Source organism: Brucella anthropi (assembly GCF_046630315.1).
In the GTDB taxonomy this organism is placed as follows: domain Bacteria; phylum Pseudomonadota; class Alphaproteobacteria; order Rhizobiales; family Rhizobiaceae; genus Brucella; species Brucella anthropi_A.
The window spans coordinates 97416-118666 of record NZ_LQBD01000002.1; the positions used below are offsets into that span (position 1 = coordinate 97416).

Below are 21251 nucleotides of genomic sequence, written 5' to 3' on the forward strand. Positions count from 1 at the left end.
CGGATATTGTGGCGAGCGCCGGACAAAAACAAGGCAAAATCAAGGCGGGCAAGCTCTAGAAAGCCCCTGAAAGCCCCGGCCCGGAAAGTCCCGGCCCCTGAAAGCCCCGGTATGTGTGGTTATAGCATAATCATACCGAGGCTGCGCATTTGCCTGATTCCGCCGAAGCGGTGCGCGGCATCAGATTACGGATCATTGCGACAGAAAGAAGTCTTACTTCATTGTCCGTGAGAATGGCTGTGGATCAATGAATTTGATCGCGGATTGTTTTGATATTGCAAGTATTTTACTTCAAATACTTGCAATATCCAGCCGGAGTATAGTCAGCCGATATCCTCGACCTGATCGAGATATTGGCCATATCCTTCCGCTTCCATCTGGTCCTTCGGGACGAAGCGAAGCGAGGCCGAGTTGATGCAATAGCGAAGGCCGCCGCGATCTGCCGGGCCGTCGGGAAAGACATGGCCCAGATGGCTGTCGCCATGGGCGGAACGTACTTCCGTGCGCACCATGCCATGCGAAAAATCGCTCAATTCGGCAACATTGGCGGGTTCGATCGGCTTGGTGAAGCTTGGCCATCCGCAATGGGATTCATACTTGTCGGCGGAGGCGAAGAGCGGTTCGCCGGAGACGATATCCACATAGATTCCGGGCTCCTTGTTATGGAGATATTCGCCGGTTCCGGGGCGCTCGGTGCCGCTTTCCTGCGTGACGCGATATTGCTCGGGCGTGAGCCTGGCAATCGCTTCCGGGTCTTTTCTGTAGGTCATGAGATGCGCTCCCTTGCTATATGCCTTGAATCTAGGACGATGGGCGCAACTATTCCAGTCCGCGGCAAATGACGAACTGTGGATCAGCGGCTGATACGGACCCGTGGGAAAATCTCCATGGTCAGATAGTGTTCGTCGAAGCTTGAAATATGAACCAGCGCCGACCGGTTCAGAAATTCGACCGCATTGTTGCGGAAAACCAGAAGATCGTCCTCGCGCAATTCGCGCAGCATGCGATTGATGTGAATGGGCGTCAGTCCGAGCGCATCCGCCAGTTCGCTCTGTGTCAGGGGGCAGAAGAAACTGTTTTCATCTCCCGTTCCGTTGATCCGCGCCCTGTGGCCCAGTTCAAGCAGGAGATGCGCGATGCGCACAAGCGCGCTGCGGCGGCCGATGCTGATGAGATGCTCGATCAGAATGGCCCGCTGCCGGGCCATCAATTCCATGAAGGTCATGGCGAGGCGAGGCGATTTGAGCAGGCTTTCCGTGAGATGATCCAGCGAGATTTCCAGGACGGAAAGCTCGGTGACGGAAATCAGCGTGTAATAGTTGAAGCCCAGCCCGGTCCGGAAGCCGAGGAAATCGCCTTTCATGGGGAAGTCGAGAATCTGGCGGTCGCCATCGGGCAGATCGCGATAGATGCAGCCCCAGCCGCTCTTGATGATATGAACCGAATTGGCCCAGTCGCCCTGGCTGCTGACCACCGTATGCGGAGGATAGGTTTTCGACGATATGGGCAGGGCGCCCAGCACATTCAGGTCGCTTTCGTTGAAAACCGCGCCAATAGGGGCGCTTTCCAGAAACTGGCGCAGCGTTTTTGCTTCGTCGGCATTTACCACCATGGAGCCTACCTGCCGTTTCGCCCGGCACGGGAAAGGATAAGTTGCAAGTCCGGCGCCCCCCGCATTCGTATTTCCCCATTCTTCCCCAGGCGGGCGGCTCTCAGGAGAGTTTCAGCGAGCGCATTTGTTTTGGCAAGGTAGTAATTTATACCACTAATTGGGTATATATATGCGTTTTACCTAAACCATATTCTGCTAAAACCCCTAATCCAGGTTAATGACACTCAAAGAATTTTGGGGCAGTCTTTTCGTCAAGGCAAGAACAAAAACAAGAATTGCCTTCAGGGGTTTTACTAAATCTCATGAAGATAAATAAAAAAGCAACCGATGCGCTTCCGTGATTGTGACGTGCAAGCAATTGGGTCGTGCGCATAAGTCGGATGAGAGGGCGAACAGATGAACATTTCTCCACAATTCAGCAGCAAGGCGGGTGAATTAAAGAATAACGACTTTGGAGCAGGCTCCAGACCTGAGCAGCCGGATGACGGCACACTCCCTCTGCTGGTCATCATCGACAACCGGGCGCTGGATCGCGAATGCCTGGCGCATGGATTGACAAACCACAGCATCGAAATGTCGATCGCCACGTTCAGCTCGTTCGAACAGTGGCTGCACCAGCGCCGCGGCCGCACGGCAGGCGCCGTGCTTTTCAACATCGGCGGCCAGAAGGTGTCAGACCCGGCTGTCGGCAATTATCTCAACCGCATCGTCACCGATTGCGCCCCGGCGCCCGTCATTCTTCTGGCGGACAAGGAAGAAATATCGCAGGTTCTCAAGGCGCTCGACCATGGCGTGAAGGGCTATATCCCAACCTCGGTCAATGTGAATGTCTGTGTTGAAGCCTTGCGCCTTGCCATGGCGGGGGGAACCTTCGTTCCGGCCAGCAGCGTGCTTGCCCTGCGCCACGCCACCGATCCGAACACGCAGCGGCTGCAACCTCTTGGCGGCATGTTTACCCAGCGCCAGGCCGAGGTGGTCAATGCGCTGCGCCGGGGCAAGGCGAACAAGATCATCGCCTATGAGCTGAAGCTGCGCGAAAGCACGGTGAAGGTTCATATCCGCAACATCATGAAGAAGCTGAAAGCCTCCAATCGTACGGAAGTGGCCTGCATCATCAACGAGCTGTTCCCGTCGGAAACATCGTTTTCCGATCTGCATTAGAGCATTTCCAGCAAAAGTGCGAAGCGGTTTTGCGTGAGGCAAATGCGAAAAAACAGATAGTTGGCGCAGTTCCGATCGTTCCGTTCAACCGGAGCCTGCGCGACGGATGGGCCGAACTCTTCCCGTGAAGGAGAATGTTTGTGATTATCTCCGACGTTTCATCAGGAAACGGGCGGCAGCCGGTGGCTGACCTGCTCGACACCATAAAACGCAGAAGAATGATGCTGATCGTGCCGGTGATCGCGGGCATCGGCGTCGGCTTTGCGGGCTATCTCACGGCACCGGTCAGCTATGTTTCGGAGTCCGTGCTGGTGCTGGACATGCGGCGGTTGCAGGCGCTTCCCAGCGAAAGCGCCATCACCCCGCTGCCGCAGGACAGCCCGGTTCTGCGGTCCGAACTCGACATCATCAATTCCCGCATGATGGCGCGAAAAGTCATCGACATCCTGCAAGCGAAGAACATTGCCGTGCCGACGGCGTTCCGCTCGCGCACCGTCCTGTCGTCCGCCGCCGATCCGAACGCGCAGGCCAGGGAGGCACGCGGTGTCGATCCCGCCATGCGGGAACGCCAGCAGATAGATCTTCTTCTGTCCCGGCTCAGGGTCAGCAATGATGGCCGGTCCTATACGATCTTCATTTCCTATCGCGCTTCCGACCGGGTTTATGCGGCGGAGGTCGCCAATGCCTTCGCTACGGCCTATCTCGACCACCAGATCGATGTGCAGCAATCGGCCACGCGGCGCATCAGCGAATGGCTGGGCGAAAAGCTTGTCACCTTGCGCAGCGATCTTGAAAGTGCGGAACGCGCGGCGGAGGATTTCCGCCAGAAATCGCGGCTTGCGGGCGATCAGGGGCAGATCAGCTTTCAGGCCCAGCGCGTGGCCGCGCTCAACAACGAGATTGTCGCCGCGACGGGAGCGGTTTCGCTTGCGCAAGCGCGGCTGCGCACGGCGGAAGAACTGAAGACCAACAATGAAGCGCCTGCGCTGGCGGAAGTTCTGGCGTCGCCCGCGATCCAGACGCTGCGCAATGAGGCCGCGCGCGTTGAACGCCAGCTTGACGAATTGCGCTCGAACGGCGCGCTGAAAAGCGCTGAAATTCCGGTTCTGAAGGCCGAACAGGAAGCGCTGAAGCAGCAGATTTCAAATCAGGTCGACGAGATCATCAAGAGCCTCGGCAATGAAATCCGGATCGCGCGCCAGCGGCGCAGCGGGCTGGAAAGCGCATTGAAAGACGCCGAGGCCGATCTTGCCGAGGCCAATCAGGCGCAGGTGAAGGCCGTGCAGCTTGACCGCGAGGCCAATGCCAGCCGCACGGTCTATGAAAGCTATCTGACGCGCTACAAGCAGCTGATCGAGCAGGACGGCATCGCCGCCCCCGAAGCGCAGATGATTTCCAGTGCCGAACCGGCCATGGCCAAGGCAAGCCCCAATCTCGCCAACTGGCTGCTGCTGGGGCTGGGGCTTGGCGGGCTGGTTGCACTTGCCGGCACGATGCTGAAGGAAACATTTGACAAGATCAGGCCCGCGCAGACGGCCTCCCTGCTGCTGCCCGGCCTTCCGGCGGCGACGCTGCTGCCGGTTTCGCCACAGCTCACCGTGCCGCTGCTCGTCAATCGCGGTCTTGATCCGGCGAGCGCCTTTGGCCGGGCGATCAGGGCCGTGCATGAGCGCCTGCGCGCGCTGACGCGCGGGCGGGATTCGCTGGCGCTTTCCGTCGTTTCCCTGTCCGACGGCGCGGGCAAGACCCTGCTGATCACCGCGCTTGCACAACAGATCGCCGCGACCGGCGTTACGGTCGCCGCTATCGATGCGACCGGCAAGCGCTCGGGCCTGTCTGAAGCTTTCGGTGTTCCGCATAGCGATTACGCTGTCGTGTCCACCGGGCGTCCGCTCACCGGCGCGCGGCTTGTGCACGACCACGGCTCGGGGATCGATATCGTCACACCCGACAGGCCCGTGCGCGAGGGCGACTGGCTGGCCGAACTGATCGCAGAGCTGCGGTCCGACCACAAGATCATCCTCGTGGATCTCCCGGCGGTGATGGAAGACAAGCGCTCGGTTCTGCTTTCACGCGCAACGGATACGGCGCTGCTCGTGGTGCCGTCCGACCGCCACGACCAGCACGCAACCCATGCGCTGATCCAGACGATGGCGTCTTTCGGGCGCAAGCCCGCGCTTGCGGTGGTGCATCAGGAGGCTTCGTCCTGTCGCCGCTGGATCGTGCTTGCCGCCATGCTCTGCGGCCTGGCTTGGCAAAGGGCAAGGCGCGGCGTGGGGGCCGTGTTGTCGCGGCGAAAGCCGGTTGCGGACAATGTTCAGGAACAGGCGTGAGGGGAAAGCCATGTCACACAGGATCATCCGGAACCGCATCGGTTCCCATCTTCGGGCCACGATGTTGACGGGGCTTCTGCTTTTTGGCGGAAGTTTCGGCGCGCTGGCAGACGGCCAGGCCTATCGTGTCGGCGCCAATGATGTGCTTCAGGTCACGGTTTACGGGCAGCCGTCCCTCACCGGGCTCTACGCGGTCGATGTGGACGGCAATATCGGCTATCCGGTGGTGGGCAACATTCCGGTGAACGGCCTCACCACCCATGAAATCAGCGAGAAGATTGCGGGATCTTTGTCCCAGCATATTCCCGGCCTGACGGTCACGGCGACGGTCAATCAATATGCGCCGGTCTTCGTCGTCGGCGATGTGAAGGCACCGGGAAAATACCAGTTTCGGCCCGGCATGGTGGTGCTGGAACTGATGGCGCTCGGCGGCGGCGCCGGAAAAGCCGAATCCCCGGCGCTCACCGCCGGGATGCAGCTTATTTCCGCACAGCAGGAATATGCCGATCTGCAAATGCAGATCACCGCCATGGCCATTCGGCGGGTGCGGTTCGAGGCGGAATTGAATGGCACGGAATTCACCTATGACCTGCCGGAACAGACGCCCGCAAACAAGGACGCGGCCGCCCTGACACGGCAGATGCTGGACGGCGAAAAGACGGTGTTCAATGTGCGCCGCAACAATCTTGCCGCCGAGCGCCAGGCGCTTGAGGCGCAAATGGCGAGTTATGGCGATGAAATCGAGACCCTGCGGCAGAGCATCAAGCTGCACGACGCGGAAATCCAGCTCCTGCAGGAGAATGTGGATTCCAGCAAGTCACTGGTGGATCGCGGCCTTGCGGCGAAGTCCAGCCTGCGCGACATGGAGCGCGACCTGTCGGCCACCCGGCGCGATGCGCTGGAGCTTGCGTCCTTCCTGGCGCGGGCGCGGCAGAACCAGCTTGCCGTGCAGCAGCGCATCGCCAATCTGGACGAAATCCGCAAAAGCGAGGCGGCGACCAATCTGCAGGATATCGACCTCAACATCGCCCGCATGGAGCGCCGCAGCAATGCACAGCTCCAGACCATGGCCGAAATCGCCAGATCGTCCGGCAATATCGCGTCATCCACCCTGCGCCAGAAGCTGGTCTTCTCGATCAGCCGCAACGTCAACGGCAATTTTCAGGATATCGTTGCCAATGAGCGCACGGAAATCAAACCGGGCGACATTCTGCGCGTCGAGCTGGATATGAGCAGGATTGGCGGCTCGCCTTCTTAGCACTACAGTTGCATTCTTCGCGAGGCCGGGCTGCAAAGAGCGATTTGTCTCACGTTCCGGTGCTCGCGTACCTTTCTCAGACGCATAGTCTTATCCGAAAAGTCTGCAACTTTTCGGGACTATGCTTGGAAGTACGCTCCGCTCCGGTACTCGCAAATCACTCTTTTCGCCACGGCCTGACGAATTTGCAACTGTAGTGTTAGAGTGGCTCCGTTTTAACCGGAACCGCTCTTAAAGCGAGCTTTTCAAGCGGCTACGGGATTGGCGGCGACGGGATCGGCGGCTTCCTGCAACCAATCGCGATAGACTTGACGCAGGCCGTCCTCCAGACGGATGCGCGGCTTCCAGCCAAGCGCCCGCATCTTCGACGTGTCGAGAAGCTTGCGCGGCGTGCCGTCCGGTTTGCCGAGATCGTGTTCGAAGCGGCCTTCATAGCCCACGACGCGGGCAACCATCTGCGCCAGATCCCGGATCGAAATCTCGTCGCCCGTCCCGATATTCACCGGCTCGATGCCGTCATGGAAGCGCAGCATGTGCAGGCAGGCATCGGCAAGGTCGTCCACATGCAGGAATTCCCGCAACGGCTTGCCGCTGCCCCAGAGCGTCACATGGTCGATCCCGCGCATCTTTGCATCGTGTATCTTCCGGATCATGGCGGGGAGCACATGCGAGCTTGCGGGATCGAAATTGTCGTTCGGGCCGTAAAGATTGGTCGGCATCGCGGTCATGAAATGGTTGCCATATTGCCGCGCGCAGGCCTGCGCATATTTCAGCGCGGCGATCTTGGCGATGGCATAGGCTTCGTTGGTCGGCTCCAGCGGGCCGGTCAGAAGCGCATCCTCGGTGAGCGGCTGTGCTGCCTCACGCGGATAGATGCAGCTTGAGCCGAGCCATAGCAGGCGCTCGACGCCGGTTTGGCGTGCGGCGTGGATGAGGTTCATGCCGATGGCGAGATTGTCATAGAGAAAATCCGCCGGATACTCCGAATTGGCCAGAATGCCGCCGACGCGGGCGGCGGCGACGATAATGACATCGGGCCTGCGTCCGCTGATGAAATTTTCCGTCGGGCCCTGCCGGGTCAGGTCGAGGGCGCTGTGCGCTGCGGTGATGATGTCGCAATCCGTGCCTTGCAGGCGGCGCAGGATGGCCGAACCGACCATGCCTGTATGCCCGGCAATGAACACCTTCTTGCCTTCAAGCGAATAGAGAGGGGTGGGTGTGATTTCAGCCGTAGAAGTCATTGCGTCCAACCTCCCGCATGATGTTGCGCAGATCCCAGTCGACCATTTCAGCGACGAGAGTGTCGAAGCCGGTCGTGTGCTGCCAGCCGAGGCGGTCTTTCGCCTTGGAGGCGTCGCCCAGCAGGAAGTCCACCTCGTTCGGGCGGAAATAGCGCGGGTCGATCTCGATCAGGCAATGGCCGGATTTGCGGTCGCGGCCGATCTCTTCCACGCCGTCGCCCTGCCATTCGATCTCCCTGTCGACCGCCTTGAAGGCGCGTTCGACAAATTCGCGCACGGTGTGCGTTTCGCCGGTCGCCAGAACGTAATCGTCGGGGGCGTCTTCCTGGAGGATGCGCCACATGCCCTCGACATAGTCGCGGGCATGGCCCCAGTCGCGGCGGGCATCGAGATTGCCGAGCCGGAGCCTGTCCTGAAGACCGCGTTCGATGGCCGCGACGGCGCGCGTGATCTTGCGGGTGACGAAGGTTTCGCCGCGAAGCGGGCTTTCGTGGTTGAACAGGATGCCGTTGGAGGCGTGGAAGCCATAGGCGTCGCGGTAATTCACCGTCGTCCAATAGGCATAGAGCTTCGCCGTCGCATAGGGACTGCGCGGGGCGAACGGCGTCTGTTCGTTCTGCGCATGGGGCGAGCTGTTGCCGAAGAGTTCCGATGTGGAAGCCTGGTAGAAGCGGCATGTCTGGCCCAGCCCCAGAATGCGCATGGATTCAAGCAGCCGCAGCGTGCCGAGCGCATCGGCATTGGCGGTATATTCCGGCGTTTCGAAACTCACCTGCACGTGGCTCTGCGCGCCGAGATTGTAGATCTCGTCGGGCCGCACTTCCTGAATGACGCGGCACAGATTGGTGGCATCCGTCAGGTCGCCGAAATGCAGGCGGAAGCGAATATCCTCCTCATGCGGGTCCTGATAGAGATGATCGATGCGGGCCGTGTTGAACGACGACGAGCGCCGTTTCAGGCCATGGACGCGATAGCCTTTCCTGAGCAGGAGTTCGCTCAGATAAGCGCCGTCCTGTCCGGTAACGCCGACGATGAGAGCTGTTTTGTCCTGCAAGACCCTGCCTCCGATCCGAAATGCGATGGAACCATGTTAGCGATTTCCCCAGCGGGCAGAACTGCTCCAAAACGGCAATTGCGGGCCGCAGCCTCCCTCTTCGGATGAGCCGGAAACCGCGTCCGGCATGGCCGGCTGCACCCAAAGAGGTAGGCAGTCCGCCCGCTGTCGGTGCAGGCCATGCCTTTGTGTTCCTTGCGGCATCTGCCGTGCTGTTGCGATGCTCGGTTTGAACGGGATCGAACAATGGGAAGCAAGATCATGCGTGTGGTGCTGGCCAATCGTTACTTCTACCCGGACCAGTCGGCGACGAGCCGCATGGTGACGAGCCTCGCCCAGACGCTTGCGCGCGAAGGCATTGAAACAACGGTGCTGGCAAGCCGCAGCTACCACGACAGGCGAAAGGACGCGCTCCCCGCGCGCGAAACGATCGACGGTATCGATGTGCATCGCCTGTGGACCTCGGGCTTCGGTCGCGGCAGGCTTGTCGGGCGCGCGGTCGATTATGCGACCTTCCATCTGTCCGCTGCGGCCTGGTTCGCGGCCCATGCCAAGAAGGACGATGTGTGCGTCGTCTGCACCGATCCGCCGCTTCTGTCGGTTTCGGCTGCACTTCCGGTGCGGCTGCGCCGGGCAAGGCTGGTCAACTGGGTGATGGACCTTTTTCCTGAAACGGCGATGGAACTCGGTCTCATCCGGTCCGACACCATTTCCGGCAAGCTCGCCCTGATCCTGCGCAACTGGTCGATGCGCCAGTCGGCGCTGACCATTTGCCCGATAGAGCGCATGGCGCATTATCTCTCGACAAGGGACATTCCGGCGGAAAGCCTGAGCGTGGTTCACCACTGGGCCGACCGCAATGAGATCGTTCCGCTGGAGCCGGCGCGAAATCCCTTGCGCCGGGCATGGGGGCTGGGGCGCAAATTCGTCATCGGCTATTCGGGCAATTTCGGGCGCGCGCATGAGTTCGGGACGGTTCTCGACGCTGCCGAACGGCTCAAGAACAGGAAGAGCATCGTCTTTTTGATGATAGGCGAGGGGCAGCAGCGCGGCTTTGTCGAAAGCGAGGTCAAACGGCGCGGCCTGACCAATGTGCTGATGAAACCATTCCAGCCGGTGGAGGCGCTGTCCGAAAGCCTTGGCGCCGCCAATGTGCATCTGGTCTCGCTGAAGCCGGAGCTTGAACATTGTATCGTGCCCAGCAAGTTCTACGGCGTGCTTGCCGCCGCCCGCCCGACCATTTTCATCGGCGATCCGGATGGTGAAATCGGCACCATCGTCCGTGATTTCCAGTGCGGCGTGGCGCTCCGGCCAGGCGATGTCGATGCGCTGGTCGATGCGATCCTTCATCTGCGCCATTCGCCCGTCGGCCGCATGTCGATGGGCAACAATGCGCGATACCTGATGGAAACGGCCTATTGCCGGGAATATGGCGCGGCCGTCTGGCAATCCGCCGTCGCGCGGCTTGAGGAAAAGGTGGCGCCCTCTGCCATGCCGGTTCTCGACCGGCAGTTCCAGCCGAGGGAACTATGATGGATGGGCCGGTTGTCGTCAGCCAGCTTGGCGCGCGGATGCATTATGCGGTTCCGCGCATTTTCCAAGCCTGCGAAAGGCTTGCGCATTTTTATACCGACATATGCGCGCTTCAGGGGTGGCCGCGCCTGTTGAACGGACTGCCGCCGTCGATGCTGCCCGCCTCGGTGCGGCGGCTGGCGGGGCGTGCGCCGCAGGGCATCCCGCAAGAGCGGATGACCACTTTTCCGGGCTTCGGCCTGCATTCGGCGGTGCGCCGGCTTGCCAGCCAGACCGGGCCGAAATCCACCGCCAATGCCCTATGGGCGGGTGAAACATTCGGCAGGCTGGTGGCGACAAGCGGCTTTCACGGCGCAAGCGGGGTCTATGCCTTCAGCGGTGAGGCGCTGGAATTGCTGACGGCGGCAAAGCGACAGGGATTGTGGACGGCGGTGGAGCAGATGATCGCGCCGCGCACCGTTGTCGATCAGCTGGCCTGCGAGGAAGAGGTGCTTAATCCGGGCTGGCAGCTTCCGGTTGCAAATGATGTCCACGCCGATGTTTTTGCCGCGCGCGAGCAGGCGGAATGGCAGATCGCCGATGCCGTGGTCTGCCCCTCCGGTTTCGTGGCGCGCCATGTGATCGAGGCGGGCTGCGCGCCTGAAAAAGTCGTCGTGGTGCCTTATGGCGTGGATGCCCGTTTTCCGCTCGATCCCTGTCCGCGCCTGCCCGGCCGGCTGCGGGTTTTGACGGTGGGTGCGGTCGGCCTGCGCAAGGGGTCGCCCTATGTCGGCGCGGTGGCGCGGGAACTGGGCGACAAGGCGCATTTCCGCATGGTGGGGCCGATCGATGTGCAGCCGGAAGCGCAGGCGAAACTCGCCGCCGCAGTCGAGCTGACCGGCCCGATACCGCGCAGCGAAATGCGGGCGCAGTTCGAATGGGCGGATGTGTTTCTGCTGCCTTCGCTTTGCGAAGGGTCGGCCACGGCGGTTTATGAGGCACTGGCTGCGGGCCTGCCGGTTATCTGCACGGAAAACACCGGCAGCGTGGTGCGGCACGGCATTGACGGTTACATCGTCCCGATCCGCGATATGCGCGAAACCGCCGAAATTTTGCGGCAGTTCGCCGGAAATCCCGCAATACTTGCCCGGATGAGCGACAGCGCGCGCGAGCGGGCGAGCGACTTCACCGTTTCACGCTATGGCGAGCGGCTGGTTGCGGCACTGGCACAGCATTCGAGGGCAGGCGCATGATGAAGATCGTTCATGTCATCGGTTCCTACGACCCCGCCAAGGGCGGCCCGCAGGCCGTCGTTGTGCGCCTTGCGGCGGCGCAGGCCTCGCTTGGCCATGAGGTCACGATTGTGAGCTACAGCGACGATGAGGTGAGGAGCCGTGCCGTCAGGGCGACGGCGGCGATCCCCGGTTTCGACAAGGTGCGCACCTTGCTTCTGCCGATGCCCGGCCTGCGCGAAACCCTGTCCGGGGGGCAAGCCGCAAAAGCGATGGCGGCGCTGTTGCGCTGCGCCGATTTTGTGCATCTGCATGGCGTCTGGGAGACAAACCTGTTGCGGGCTTCCATGCTCTGCCGCCGCTTTTGCGTGCCTTACTGCATCTGCTGTTGCGGTATGCTCGACGTCTGGAGCATGCGGCAGAGCGCATGGAAGAAGAGGTTCGCCATGATGCTGGGCTTTCGCCGGATGCTCGATGGCGCCGCCTTCATTCAGGCGCTCAATGCGGATGAAATCGAACTCATGCGGCCTCTCGGTCTGAAGCCGCCATCGATGATCATCCCGAACGGCATTTTTCTTAATGAGGTTGAGGGGGAGGCCGAGCTTGAGGGGGAGGTTGCCGTGCCCGGATTGCCGGGGCGGCCTTATGTGCTTTTCCTGTCGCGGCTTCATTACAAGAAGGGGCTCGATATTCTGGCCGATGCCTTTCGTCGCGTCGCTCACCTGTTCCCCGATGTGGACCTGGTGGTCGCGGGCCCGGATGGCGGGGCGGAACAAGCGTTCCTTCAACGCATTCGCAACCATGGGCTGGAGGCGCGTGTTCACATGACAGGCGGGCTTTACGGTCCGGCCAAGATCGCCGCCCTGAAGCGTTCCGCCTGCTTTTGCCTGCCAAGCCGTCAGGAAGGGTTCAGCGTCGCCATAACCGAGGCGCTTGCCTGCGGCGTGCCGGTGGCGATCACCGATGCCTGCCATTTTCCGGAAGTGGCGGAAGCGGGCGCGGGTGTGGTCTGTCCGCTCGATCCGATTGCCGTGGCTTCGGCGCTTGAACGGATTCTCGAAGACCGGGACCGTGCGGCGCGCATGGGCGCAGCCGGTGCCAGACTGGTGCGCGACAATTACACCTGGCCGCGCATCGCGGTCCAGACGATTGCGGCCTATCAGGGTTTTCGTCGTGGCCGCACCGGCTTTGCCGGATTGCCCGCATAGACCATCCACGGCTCCATGTCGCGGAAGGAAACCCCGCGGGCGCCCAGAACCGCGCCCTCGCCAAGGGTGACGCCCGGCCCCACGAAGGCTTCTGCCGCAACCCAGCCATAAGGCCCGATATGGATGGGCGCCGCCGTGAGCGGAAACTCCGCCTGATCGATATTGTGCCCCGCCGTGCACAGATGCGCGCGCTGCGAAACGATGGCGAAGGGCGCAAGCGTCACATGCGCTACATTATAGCAAAGCGCGCCCGGTCCCAGCGATGCATGTTCCCCCATGGTCAGGTTGCCCGGCCACCAGATGCGGGCGCTGCCGCGCACGATGGCGGTCCTGTGCAGCTTCGCGCCGAAGGCGCGCAGCACCGCGCCCCGCCAGCGCCACAGGAAGGATGGCGTCCATGCCGCCAGCACCATCCAGCTTGCCTGCCAGCACAGGCGCTGGAGGCGGTGCCGGAATGTGAAGGTCGCGCCGCCTTCCATGGGGCATGACGAGGCCTTGCGACCGCTGATCGGGATCGGGGAATTGTGCTGCGAGGCGACGGGCATGGCGCTCTCCTTTACGAAAACCGGGGCATGACGGCGCTTTGCTGCGGCGGCATGGGCAGGTTGACGGAGCGGTTGCGGATACGGCAGACCGAGAGGACCGGGATCAGGAAGATCGCCATGTGCAGCCACACCGTCACGACCCAGTCGGTCTGGTGGGAGATGGCGTGCATCGCGGGCACGATCGACAGCATATAGACAAGCTGCCCCGGCATCTCGCCCGCCATGGCCGTCTCCCACAGCCGCCGCATGACCCAGGCAAGCAGCAGGAATTTCAGCGCGCCGAAATACCAGAACGACGCAAAGGCATCGACAAGCCCCGTCTCGGTGGTGCCGGTGAGGGGATTGTAGTCGCGGCCCGGCTGCGGCGTGGCAAGACGCAGCGCGTCCTTGATCCTGGCGCCGACCAGCTGGGCAGGCACGAAGGTGAACACGATGCGGTTCCAGTGGAATTTGCCATAGTCGAATTCCAGCCGCCGGTCGATTTCGTCGATGCGCAGCACGGCATTGCGCATTTCCAGCCCGCCGCGTTCCAGCGTTTCATTGAAATTGGCGGCGTAGTCGATCTCGATGATGTCGTCGAGCACGAAGCCGGAAGCCGCGCGCGTGATCTGGCGGTAATCGCCCATGCTCGTCATCAGGAATGTGCCTGCGAAAATGCCGGCGAACATGATGATGCGCGGCACGACCATGCGGCGGTAGAACCAGAAGGCAAGCAGGATCATCAGGAGGAGCTGGATTGCCTCGGCGCGTTTTCCCGTCACCAGAATACGGTCCAGATAGAAGACCAGATCGAACAGGACGATCGCCAGCGCAAACCATGAGGGCCGTCGTGCAAGACACAGAAGCGCAATGGCAAGGCCATAGGGCATGAGCTGGGCAAAGAAGAGATAGACCACCGGCATGCCGGTCATCTGCATGCCGATGGAGACATCGCCCGGAAGGCGGCTCAGGAGGAAGTAGAATATTGCGCCGAAAACCGAAAGGCCGGCTGCGGCCCATAACAGCCTTGTTTCGCTGAAGCTCATGCGGAGCAATTTGATCGGGCGTCTGGCCATGCGCCAGCCGAGAACCAGCATGGCAAGGGACAGGATGCCCATGATCATCGTCTTGGCATAGGCGCCCGACGGCAGAAACCGGTCATGCACGAGGGCAGGAAGCTGCGGCAGCAAAAAGCCGAAGGTCATCACGCCCGCAAGGAACGGAAACTGATACATGCGCTCAGGCCGCGCGAGGAGACCGCCTGCCAGAAGGCAGAGCACGAAACCGGCGAAAATCCAGGTGAGCGGCAGGTTCATCGGTTGCCTCCCGCCGCGGCGCATATATCCGATGGATCAGGCGCCGGTTCGCGCGCGGAAAGGTCATGCGGGACGATGCGGCCTGAAAGCAGATACCAGCCGAGTTTCACATATTCCCTGGCGACAAGTTCCATGTCGGCCGGGGTGGCCGGAAAACCGGGGTGTCCGCCATCGCCCCCGATGGGCGACGAGATGAAACGCATCTGCGGGCAGGCGGCGCGAAAGCTCGCAATGGCGCGGCGCGAATGATACCAGTTGGTCACGATCAGCGCGCTTCTGGCATGAATCTCACGCATCACGGGGGCGGAAAAGCGCGCATTCTGCCATGTGCTGCCCGACCGGCATTCCACCAAGATCGCCGAGGGCTTCACACCATTGCGCACCATGATCCGCTTGTTATGGAGGCAGTCGCCGTCGCCGGTGACGAGGATCACGGGCGAGCGGCCTTCCTTCCAGAGGCGGGCTGCCTGTACCGCGCGCGGCGGGCCGTCGCCGCCGGGGACGATAATCACATCCGCCCTGCCGCCATCGTCCGGCAGGGTCAGGACCGGCTCGGAGAAAAACATCGCCGCAAGCCCGAAAAGGACGGCGCAGGGCACAATGATGAGCAGCATCATACCATACGCCGTTCCGGTGCTTCGGTTTCAAGTGCATGTCTGACCGGCGGCGTCATCGCCGATTGGCGCTGGCGCTGCTCTTCCATCTTGACGACGATCATGAACTCGTAGGCGGCAAGCAGGCGGCAATAGAGATAGCCGGGCTTGCCGTCGAGAAAACCGCCGCGCAGGAGATACATGTAGAGGAAGCGCAGGGCGGGCCGGAACGGCATGTGACAGGAGAGCGATTTCAACGCCCGCCGCCGCCGTTCCGGAACGGTTGAAACAATGCCGCCCCAGTCGATCCTGCGCTCCGGCAGGCGCAAGGCGGACAGGTCGGCCTCGGCGGAAGAGTAGCGGTTGTGCTTGTCGTACCAGGCTTCAAGGCCCTTGTTGAAACTGTAATGGATGAAATGCGCCTGCAAGGCGCCCTCCGGCCCGCCGCTGGCGCGGGAATGCACCGCGCGTTCGAACCGGACCCGGTCGGGCCGCACGAGCCGCGTGATCCAGGTCGGATAAAGGCTCGCATGGCGTATCCAGCGGCCCATGAACATGTTCTTGTAGCGCGCCTTGAAGAAGACTTCCGGCCGCGTGGGATCGGCGGCGATCGCCAGCATTTCATCGCGCAGATCCGGCGGCGTGATTTCGTCCGCATCGGGCGTGTAGACCCAGTCATGCCGGAATTTGATTTCCGTCAGGCCATACATGCGCTGGCGGTCTTCGGTGTCGTAGGCGCGCTGGAAAACACGGGCGCCCGCCGCCTTCGCGATCTCGACCGTGCGGTCGTGGCTGTAGGAATCGAGGATGACGATGTCGTCGCACCAGTCCAGCGAGGCAAGACAGGCAGGCAGGTTGACCTCTTCGTTCAGGGTCATGATGAGTACGGAAACGTTCATGAAGTTGCCCCCGGATAGGTGATGTTGGGTTTGGTGGCGGGATTTGCCTCGCCCATGGAAGCGGCAACGATCGGGCGAGCGCCCCGGCTCATGCGCAGCACGAAAAGCGTGTGTGCGGCGGCAGGGATCGCCAGTGCGAGAAGCATGGTTGAGGCTTCCATGCCGAGCCGGACGGCAAGGCAGGCGATGGCTCCGGCCATGAAGTTGAGCGCCATGACCGCCACGGCTGTCTGTCCGCAGGAAAGCCCCGCATCCATCAACAGGTGATGCAGATGCTGGCGGTCCGGCGAGAACGGGCTTCTGCGCGCAAAGATGCGGCGCACGATCAGGCTCAGCGTATCGATGACGGGCACGATGACGATCCAGATCAGGACGGGAAAGGCCGCGGCGGCATGATTGCCCGCGAGGATGAGGATAAATCCGGCAAGGGCCGCGCCCAGAAGGGTGCTGCCGCCGTCGCCCAGGAAAAGGCTGGCCTTTACGCGCCAGCGATGGCGCATGTTGAAGACGAGAAAGCCGAGACAGGCGGCGGTGAGCGCAAGCGCCTGCACCCCGAGGCGATGTTCGCCAAGGCCGAAGCCGATCACGGCAAGCCAGAAAAAGGCCGCGGCACTTGCCGATCCCGCCAGCCCGTCGACGCCGTCACTCATATTGACCGCGTTGACGAGGCCGACAATGAAGGCAAGCGCGATCATCAGGAAAAGCGGCCCGGTCAGGGCGGGGATCAGGATATCCGGCGCCATGCCGTCGGCTGCAAGTCCCAGATGAAGCCGGTTCAGCCCGGCAATGGCGATGATGAGGAAAGCCGCAACAAGCTGGGCCGCCAGACGCGGCGCGACGGCCAGGCTGAAACGGTCGTCGAGAACGCCGGTGACGAGGATCAGCACCAGCCCCGGCAGCAGGGCAATCGCATTGGCATGGCCTGAAAGGCCGGATGCCGGAAGTGCCGCCACGGAAAAGGCGAGGAAAATGGCGATGCCGCCGCAGAGCGGAACGTTTCCGTCATGTCTCTTGCGCGCATCGGGAATATCGATGAGATACCATTCGCGCGCCAGCCCGCGAAAAGCGAGGCAGAAGGCAACGGCAAGGGCGAAGGCCAGAAGCGGAATCCAGGAAAGACTGGTCATGTCTCCTCCAAGGCGCGTGCAAAGGATCGAATTCCGGAAATTTTTACCCATGGCCGCTGCCGTCCACGACTTGGCTTTAGAGCGTGCCGCATACGCCTTTCAGGTCAGGTGCTAACACCAAGGGCGGCATTTCGCGCGCGCGGCAAAAGACTATCCTTGGATCAGGCCGAACGATCCGGGGGTAAAGCATCGTGAAATCACATTTGCAGGCCACATCCGGGCTCAGTTCAGGGGGCAGGCCATGAGCGGCGGTCGCAGGGGCATTCTCATGGCGGCATTGGAGCAATATGCCGGGCTGATCTTCAATTTCCTGACGGTCGTGGTTGTCTCGCGTTTCCTCGGCCCCGCCGAAACGGGCATGGGTGTCATCGGCCTCGGCATTGCCGCCATCGTCTTTTCGCTGCGGGAATTTGCCAGCGCCGAATTTCTCATCAAGCTCGACCGTGTCGAGGACAAGGATCTCCAGACGTCGCTGACCTATCTGATGGGCGTCACGCTGCTGCTGTCGGCGGGGCTTTATGGGCTGCGCGATTTCTTCGCCGCATCCTATCGCGATCCGATGCTCGGCTTCTTTCTCGACATCACGATTGTCGCGGCCATTGTCGAAAGCCTGTCCATGCCGATCATCGCGCTGTTGCGGCGCGACATGGCCTTTGGCGTGCTTGCCCGTATCCGGACCGCCGGTTCGGGCGTCGGCGCGCTGGCCACGATCGTCGCGGCTTATATGGGGTTCGGCTATCTTTGCTTCGCGGTCGGCCTGCTTGCGGCGGCCGCGGTCACGACCGGGCTTGCCATCACGATCCATCCGTTGCGGCGCCTGCTGCGGCCGACATTCGACGGCATCGATGCGGCCTGGCGCTTCGGCATCTATCTTGGCGCGAATTCCAGCCTCGGCAAAATCAGCGAAACCTTTCCGCAGCTCATATTGGGGCGGTTCATGCCCATTTCGCAGGTCGGCATCTATAATCGCGCAGGCACCGTCAGCGGATTGCCGGACCGGGTCATCCTCTCGGCGATCTTTGCCGTCGCATTCCCCATGCTCTCGGCGCAGGTGCGCGAAGGCGTCGACATCCGCCAGTCCTATATCCGGGCGCTGTCCTATATCAGCGTGGTCTACTGGCCGGCGCAGGCGGTGCTGGCCTTCCTCGCCTATCCGGCCGTGCGCATCATTCTGGGCGAGGGCTGGCATGAAGCCGTCCCCATCGTCGCCATATCCTGCGTGGCGAACATGTTCTGGTGTCCGGTCCTGCTGACCTATCCGCTGTTGATGGCGCTGGGGCACAACCGGGATGCCTTCGTGTTCAGCCTGGTTTCGCGTTCGGTCGTGGCGCCCGTATTGTGTGTCGCGGCCTTCTACGGCCTGTTCGCGGTTGCGCTCAGCCAGTTCATCACCTCGCCGTTCCAGATGGTCGTTTCGATCCTCTATGTGAAAAAACATGTTTCCTTTTCACATCGCGCGCTTGTCAGCGCCTTCGCGCAGAGCGGGCTTGTGACGGCGCTGACCCTTGCCCTGCCATTCGCCGCGCTGGCGGCCAACGGGTTTTCATTCGATTTTCCGCCGCTTCAAGGCGTCGGCATCGGGTTTCTTGCCGCGGTGAGCTGGGTTGCCGCCGTCTTCGTCACGCGGCATCCGTTCGCAGGCGAGCTGAACCACATCGTCATGACATTTGCCACCATGAGCGCGTTCAACCGCCGCATCTTCCGGCGCTGGCGCAACGGGCTAACCTCCTCAACCCCGGCTGAATGAGCGGCCACCGCGAGGGAATGCGCATGCACACTGTCGATATCGCCATCCCCAATTACAATTACGGGCATTATCTGCGCGCCTGCGTCGAGAGCGTCTTGTCGCAGCGCGGGGTGCATGTGCGCGTGCTGATCATCGACAATGCATCGACCGATGACAGCGTCGAGGTGGCGAAGAGCCTTGCGGCGAGCGATGGCCGTGTCGAACTGCTGCTTCGCCGGAAGAATATGGGCCCCCATGCTTCGTTCAACGAAAGCATAGACTGGGCCAACTCCGAATATTTCCTGATCCTGTGTTCGGATGATCTTTTGGCCGCAGATGCGTTGGAGAGGGCGGCAGGCGTGCTTTCGCAACATGCGGACGTGCATTTGGCGCATGGCGCGACAGGCCAGATAAGGGCGGGCGACACGATCCCCTTGCCGACCGTCGCCCCGCCTGAATCCGGCCGGTGGCGCATACGGTCGGGGGAGGAGTTCATCGCATTTGCCTGTCGGCACGCATTCAATCCGGTTGCCGGCCCGAGCGCGGTTGTGAGGACTGCGATCCAGAAGCAGGCTGGATATTACCGCGCCTCGCTTTCCCACACGGACGATCTGGAAATGTGGCTGCGCATCGCCATGCGCGGGGCTGTCGCCTCGACTGACCAGATCCAGGCCTTTGCGCGCTCGCATCCCCGGAACCAGTCGGCGGCGGTGAATGGCATCCTGAACTGGAACCGCGAATTCGAGGCCGGCTTCCGGTCCTTTTTCGATCATGAGGGGGCGAGCCTGCCGCACCGGCGCCGATGGTTCGCCATGGCACAGGATTGCCTGGCCAAACGCGCCTACTGGTCCGCGATAACAAATCTGGCGCGCAGGCCGAAAGTCGCCGGTCCGCTGATGGCGTTCGCGCTGAAGCGGGAGCCTTTGCTGACGGTCTTGCCGCCTTTCGACTATCTGCTGAAACGGTCGGCCTGGCGAAGCCTGCGCGGCGGCTGAACTGCGGGATCGGCTGCTTTCCGGGCCGTTTCGAGAAAATTGGCGCACAGAATTTCTTCCTGTGCCGCCAGCCGGCTGCGATAACGCTCCACGCCGGCTTCCACTTGCCGGGTCAATACCGCGCGTTGCTCGAAGGCAAGGTGGATCTGGGAGAGGACTGTTTCGGGGTCGAAACGATCGATCCGGTGGCAGAATGCCGCCAGTCCTACATCGTACAGCAAGGCATCGTTCTTGGCGGCATAAGCCAGCGAAATCACCGGGCGCCCCATGGCAAGGGCACAGACCACATTATGGTAGCGGCTGGCGACAACGATGTCCGTTTGCGCGATCTGCCGCATGAGGTCGTGCAGGGATGCGCAGGGCTCGAACATCACCTTGTCCGCTTGCGCGGGGGGAAGCGCTGCCAGCATGTCTTGCACGGCCTGCCTGTCGCACATATCGCCGATCAGCAGCCGGACGTTTCGCTCTTCATCAAGCAGTCTTCCTGCAAGCGCCGCCATCCTGGCGATGTAATCCCTGTAGATGGCATCGCCATCCTTTCCGTTCTTTTTCCATCCGCGATAGAGCATCACGCCGATGCCGACGCATGGATCGGGACGGGTCCGGCTTTCATCGGCAGCCGTCGGCAATGCGAAGGCGATGTCCGCGCTGACGAAATCCTGAACGGGGTCGACGCCAAGCTGTTTCATGAAGTCATGGGAAATCTGGTCCCGATAGGTGCGGATTGCCGCCAGCATGGATGCCCGGCGCATGAAGAACCTGCTCAACGGATGATCGATGGGACCGGCTCCGATCGACACAAAAATCATGCGTGTGCCGGCAAGTCTGGCCGCAACAGACCACCGCAGCACCGTGAAAGGCCAGCCAAAGGGGTTCTCGTTGAAATCGTCCAATATGCCTGTGCCGGGCACGATAAGAAGATCAAGCTGCGAAACAAGCAGAAGCGCGTGGCAGAAACCGGCGATCCGGCGCGGAACATGCAGCAGCACCCTGTTGATTGCCCGTAGCAGCGGGCTGGATGAATAGGGTTGCGAGACCGGATGGGCCGGAAGGTCGAATTTCTGCGCAACAATGTCGGGCCGGGAGCAGATGCAGACAGGCTGTTCGTCGGGGTTGCTGCGTTTCAAGAGCTGCAACATGGCCTCCAGCGAACCGTCATTGCCGGTATTGCCGGAACCGAATTGCCCGAAAAGTCCTATTCTCATGCGCGTTTCTCCGGCTGCGGCGCGATGCGAATTTCGAACCCGCCGCATTTGAGGCTAAGGCCAGACGGGGCTGCGGGAAAACTGGCAGAAGGGTGAAACCCATCCTCTATTGTAGGAGGGTGTGTACCCCTCATGGCCGTCATGCGCGGCAGGGCAATTTCGATACACTGCGAGGCGGTATATCCATTGCCCCCCGATATACCGGAACAAGGCTTCGAGGGCGTTGTTCCCTCGAAGTCTTGTCTCCCTTGAAAT

General features: G+C 61.6%; 18 protein-coding genes. 8 read left to right on the plus strand and 10 right to left on the minus strand.

What is annotated here, in order from left to right; genetic code table 11:
• Nucleotides 1-323: 323 nt before the first annotated feature.
• Both msrB and AVM02_RS02185 read right to left on the minus strand, forming a co-directional pair.
• Nucleotides 324-770: a peptide-methionine (R)-S-oxide reductase MsrB gene (gene msrB, locus AVM02_RS02180; RefSeq protein WP_411505384.1), complete on the minus strand. Its 447-nt coding sequence runs from the start codon at nucleotides 768-770 to the stop codon at nucleotides 324-326.
• 83 nt (nucleotides 771-853) lie between these two features.
• The gene (locus AVM02_RS02185; RefSeq protein ID WP_411505385.1) at nucleotides 854-1612 is read right to left on the minus strand and encodes a Crp/Fnr family transcriptional regulator; all 759 of its coding nucleotides are present in this window, start codon (nucleotides 1610-1612) and stop codon (nucleotides 854-856) included.
• A gap of 396 nt (nucleotides 1613-2008) precedes the next feature.
• On the opposite strand from AVM02_RS02185, the gene AVM02_RS02190 reads away from it, so the two are divergent.
• From AVM02_RS02190 to AVM02_RS02200, 3 genes are all read left to right on the plus strand, one after another.
• A complete protein-coding gene (locus tag AVM02_RS02190; protein WP_411505386.1) occupies nucleotides 2009-2773 on the plus strand; it encodes a LuxR C-terminal-related transcriptional regulator in 765 nt (254 codons plus the stop codon).
• Between the two features lie 140 nt (nucleotides 2774-2913).
• The gene (locus AVM02_RS02195; RefSeq protein WP_411505447.1) at nucleotides 2914-5106 is read left to right on the plus strand and encodes a GumC family protein; all 2193 of its coding nucleotides are present in this window, start codon (nucleotides 2914-2916) and stop codon (nucleotides 5104-5106) included.
• A gap of 10 nt (nucleotides 5107-5116) precedes the next feature.
• Nucleotides 5117-6364: a polysaccharide biosynthesis/export family protein gene (locus tag AVM02_RS02200; RefSeq protein ID WP_411505387.1), complete on the plus strand. Its 1248-nt coding sequence runs from the start codon at nucleotides 5117-5119 to the stop codon at nucleotides 6362-6364.
• A 245-nt stretch (nucleotides 6365-6609) separates the two neighbouring features.
• Here the strand turns inward: AVM02_RS02200 and AVM02_RS02205 are convergent, their stop codons facing one another.
• Both AVM02_RS02205 and gmd read right to left on the minus strand, forming a co-directional pair.
• The gene (locus tag AVM02_RS02205; RefSeq protein ID WP_411505388.1) at nucleotides 6610-7605 is read right to left on the minus strand and encodes a GDP-L-fucose synthase family protein; all 996 of its coding nucleotides are present in this window, start codon (nucleotides 7603-7605) and stop codon (nucleotides 6610-6612) included.
• The gene (gene gmd, locus AVM02_RS02210) at nucleotides 7589-8659 is read right to left on the minus strand and encodes a GDP-mannose 4,6-dehydratase (protein ID WP_411505389.1); all 1071 of its coding nucleotides are present in this window, start codon (nucleotides 8657-8659) and stop codon (nucleotides 7589-7591) included. The genes AVM02_RS02205 and gmd overlap by 17 nt, the downstream gene beginning before the upstream one ends.
• 261 nt (nucleotides 8660-8920) lie before the next feature.
• Here gmd and AVM02_RS02215 point away from each other — a divergent pair, with 261 nt between their 5' ends.
• From AVM02_RS02215 to AVM02_RS02225, 3 genes are read left to right on the plus strand one after another with little or no spacing between them, the layout of a single operon-like run.
• Nucleotides 8921-10192 carry a glycosyltransferase family 4 protein gene (locus tag AVM02_RS02215; protein ID WP_411505448.1) on the plus strand — a complete coding sequence of 424 codons (1272 nt, stop codon included), beginning with the start codon at nucleotides 8921-8923 and terminating at the stop codon, nucleotides 10190-10192.
• Complete coding sequence (locus AVM02_RS02220; protein ID WP_411505449.1) at nucleotides 10192-11424, plus strand: glycosyltransferase family 4 protein; 1233 nt, start codon at nucleotides 10192-10194, stop codon at nucleotides 11422-11424. The genes AVM02_RS02215 and AVM02_RS02220 overlap by 1 nt, the downstream gene beginning before the upstream one ends.
• On the plus strand, nucleotides 11424-12611 hold the full coding sequence (locus AVM02_RS02225) for a glycosyltransferase (protein WP_411505450.1): 1188 nt from the start codon (nucleotides 11424-11426) through the stop codon (nucleotides 12609-12611). The genes AVM02_RS02220 and AVM02_RS02225 overlap by 1 nt, the downstream gene beginning before the upstream one ends.
• Here the strand turns inward: AVM02_RS02225 and AVM02_RS02230 are convergent.
• Genes AVM02_RS02230 through AVM02_RS02250 form a run of 5 tightly spaced genes read right to left on the minus strand, consistent with a single transcriptional unit; the run spans nucleotide 12563 to nucleotide 17070 of the window.
• The gene (locus AVM02_RS02230; protein ID WP_411505390.1) at nucleotides 12563-13156 is read right to left on the minus strand and encodes a putative colanic acid biosynthesis acetyltransferase; all 594 of its coding nucleotides are present in this window, start codon (nucleotides 13154-13156) and stop codon (nucleotides 12563-12565) included. The two genes, AVM02_RS02225 and AVM02_RS02230, sit on opposite strands and share 49 nt — an antisense overlap.
• 11 nt (nucleotides 13157-13167) lie before the next feature.
• Nucleotides 13168-14451: a hypothetical protein gene (locus AVM02_RS02235; RefSeq protein ID WP_411505391.1), complete on the minus strand. Its 1284-nt coding sequence runs from the start codon at nucleotides 14449-14451 to the stop codon at nucleotides 13168-13170.
• A complete protein-coding gene (locus AVM02_RS02240; RefSeq protein WP_411505451.1) occupies nucleotides 14448-15065 on the minus strand; it encodes a YdcF family protein in 618 nt (205 codons plus the stop codon). The genes AVM02_RS02235 and AVM02_RS02240 overlap by 4 nt, the downstream gene beginning before the upstream one ends.
• Nucleotides 15065-15943 (minus strand): glycosyltransferase family 2 protein, encoded by an 879-nt coding sequence (locus AVM02_RS02245; RefSeq protein ID WP_411505392.1) that lies wholly within the window; start codon nucleotides 15941-15943, stop codon nucleotides 15065-15067. The genes AVM02_RS02240 and AVM02_RS02245 overlap by 1 nt, the downstream gene beginning before the upstream one ends.
• The gene (locus AVM02_RS02250; RefSeq protein WP_411505393.1) at nucleotides 15940-17070 is read right to left on the minus strand and encodes an MraY family glycosyltransferase; all 1131 of its coding nucleotides are present in this window, start codon (nucleotides 17068-17070) and stop codon (nucleotides 15940-15942) included. The genes AVM02_RS02245 and AVM02_RS02250 overlap by 4 nt, the downstream gene beginning before the upstream one ends.
• Before the next feature lie 241 nt (nucleotides 17071-17311).
• Between AVM02_RS02250 and AVM02_RS02255 the strand changes: the two genes are divergently transcribed.
• Together AVM02_RS02255 and AVM02_RS02260 are read left to right on the plus strand one after the other, a co-directional pair.
• A complete protein-coding gene (locus AVM02_RS02255; protein WP_411505394.1) occupies nucleotides 17312-18817 on the plus strand; it encodes an oligosaccharide flippase family protein in 1506 nt (501 codons plus the stop codon).
• Nucleotides 18818-18840: 23 nt separating this feature from the next.
• Nucleotides 18841-19791: a glycosyltransferase family 2 protein gene (locus tag AVM02_RS02260; protein WP_411505395.1), complete on the plus strand. Its 951-nt coding sequence runs from the start codon at nucleotides 18841-18843 to the stop codon at nucleotides 19789-19791.
• On the opposite strand, the gene AVM02_RS02265 is transcribed toward AVM02_RS02260, so the two are convergent.
• Nucleotides 19746-20996 (minus strand): polysaccharide pyruvyl transferase family protein, encoded by a 1251-nt coding sequence (locus tag AVM02_RS02265; RefSeq protein WP_411505396.1) that lies wholly within the window; start codon nucleotides 20994-20996, stop codon nucleotides 19746-19748. The two genes, AVM02_RS02260 and AVM02_RS02265, sit on opposite strands and share 46 nt — an antisense overlap.
• Nucleotides 20997-21251: the final 255 nt, after the last annotated feature.

Excerpts from the sequence above, each read along its gene's own strand:
- msrB (WP_411505384.1), bottom strand. The coding sequence starts at position 770 with ATGACCTACAGAAAAGACCCGGAAGCGATTGCCAGGCTCACGCCCGAG.
- AVM02_RS02185 (WP_411505385.1), bottom strand. The coding sequence starts at position 1,612 with ATGGTGGTAAATGCCGACGAAGCAAAAACGCTGCGCCAGTTTCTGGAA.
- AVM02_RS02190 (WP_411505386.1), top strand. The coding sequence starts at position 2,009 with ATGAACATTTCTCCACAATTCAGCAGCAAGGCGGGTGAATTAAAGAAT.
- AVM02_RS02200 (WP_411505387.1), top strand. The coding sequence starts at position 5,117 with ATGTCACACAGGATCATCCGGAACCGCATCGGTTCCCATCTTCGGGCC.
- AVM02_RS02205 (WP_411505388.1), bottom strand. The coding sequence starts at position 7,605 with ATGACTTCTACGGCTGAAATCACACCCACCCCTCTCTATTCGCTTGAA.
- AVM02_RS02215 (WP_411505448.1), top strand. The coding sequence starts at position 8,921 with ATGCGTGTGGTGCTGGCCAATCGTTACTTCTACCCGGACCAGTCGGCG.
- AVM02_RS02220 (WP_411505449.1), top strand. The coding sequence starts at position 10,192 with ATGGATGGGCCGGTTGTCGTCAGCCAGCTTGGCGCGCGGATGCATTAT.
- AVM02_RS02225 (WP_411505450.1), top strand. The coding sequence starts at position 11,424 with ATGAAGATCGTTCATGTCATCGGTTCCTACGACCCCGCCAAGGGCGGC.
- AVM02_RS02230 (WP_411505390.1), bottom strand. The coding sequence starts at position 13,156 with ATGCCCGTCGCCTCGCAGCACAATTCCCCGATCCCGATCAGCGGTCGC.
- AVM02_RS02235 (WP_411505391.1), bottom strand. The coding sequence starts at position 14,451 with ATGAACCTGCCGCTCACCTGGATTTTCGCCGGTTTCGTGCTCTGCCTT.
- AVM02_RS02240 (WP_411505451.1), bottom strand. The coding sequence starts at position 15,065 with ATGCTGCTCATCATTGTGCCCTGCGCCGTCCTTTTCGGGCTTGCGGCG.
- AVM02_RS02245 (WP_411505392.1), bottom strand. The coding sequence starts at position 15,943 with ATGAACGTTTCCGTACTCATCATGACCCTGAACGAAGAGGTCAACCTG.
- AVM02_RS02250 (WP_411505393.1), bottom strand. The coding sequence starts at position 17,070 with ATGACCAGTCTTTCCTGGATTCCGCTTCTGGCCTTCGCCCTTGCCGTT.
- AVM02_RS02255 (WP_411505394.1), top strand. The coding sequence starts at position 17,312 with ATGAGCGGCGGTCGCAGGGGCATTCTCATGGCGGCATTGGAGCAATAT.
- AVM02_RS02260 (WP_411505395.1), top strand. The coding sequence starts at position 18,841 with ATGCACACTGTCGATATCGCCATCCCCAATTACAATTACGGGCATTAT.
- AVM02_RS02265 (WP_411505396.1), bottom strand. The coding sequence starts at position 20,996 with ATGAGAATAGGACTTTTCGGGCAATTCGGTTCCGGCAATACCGGCAAT.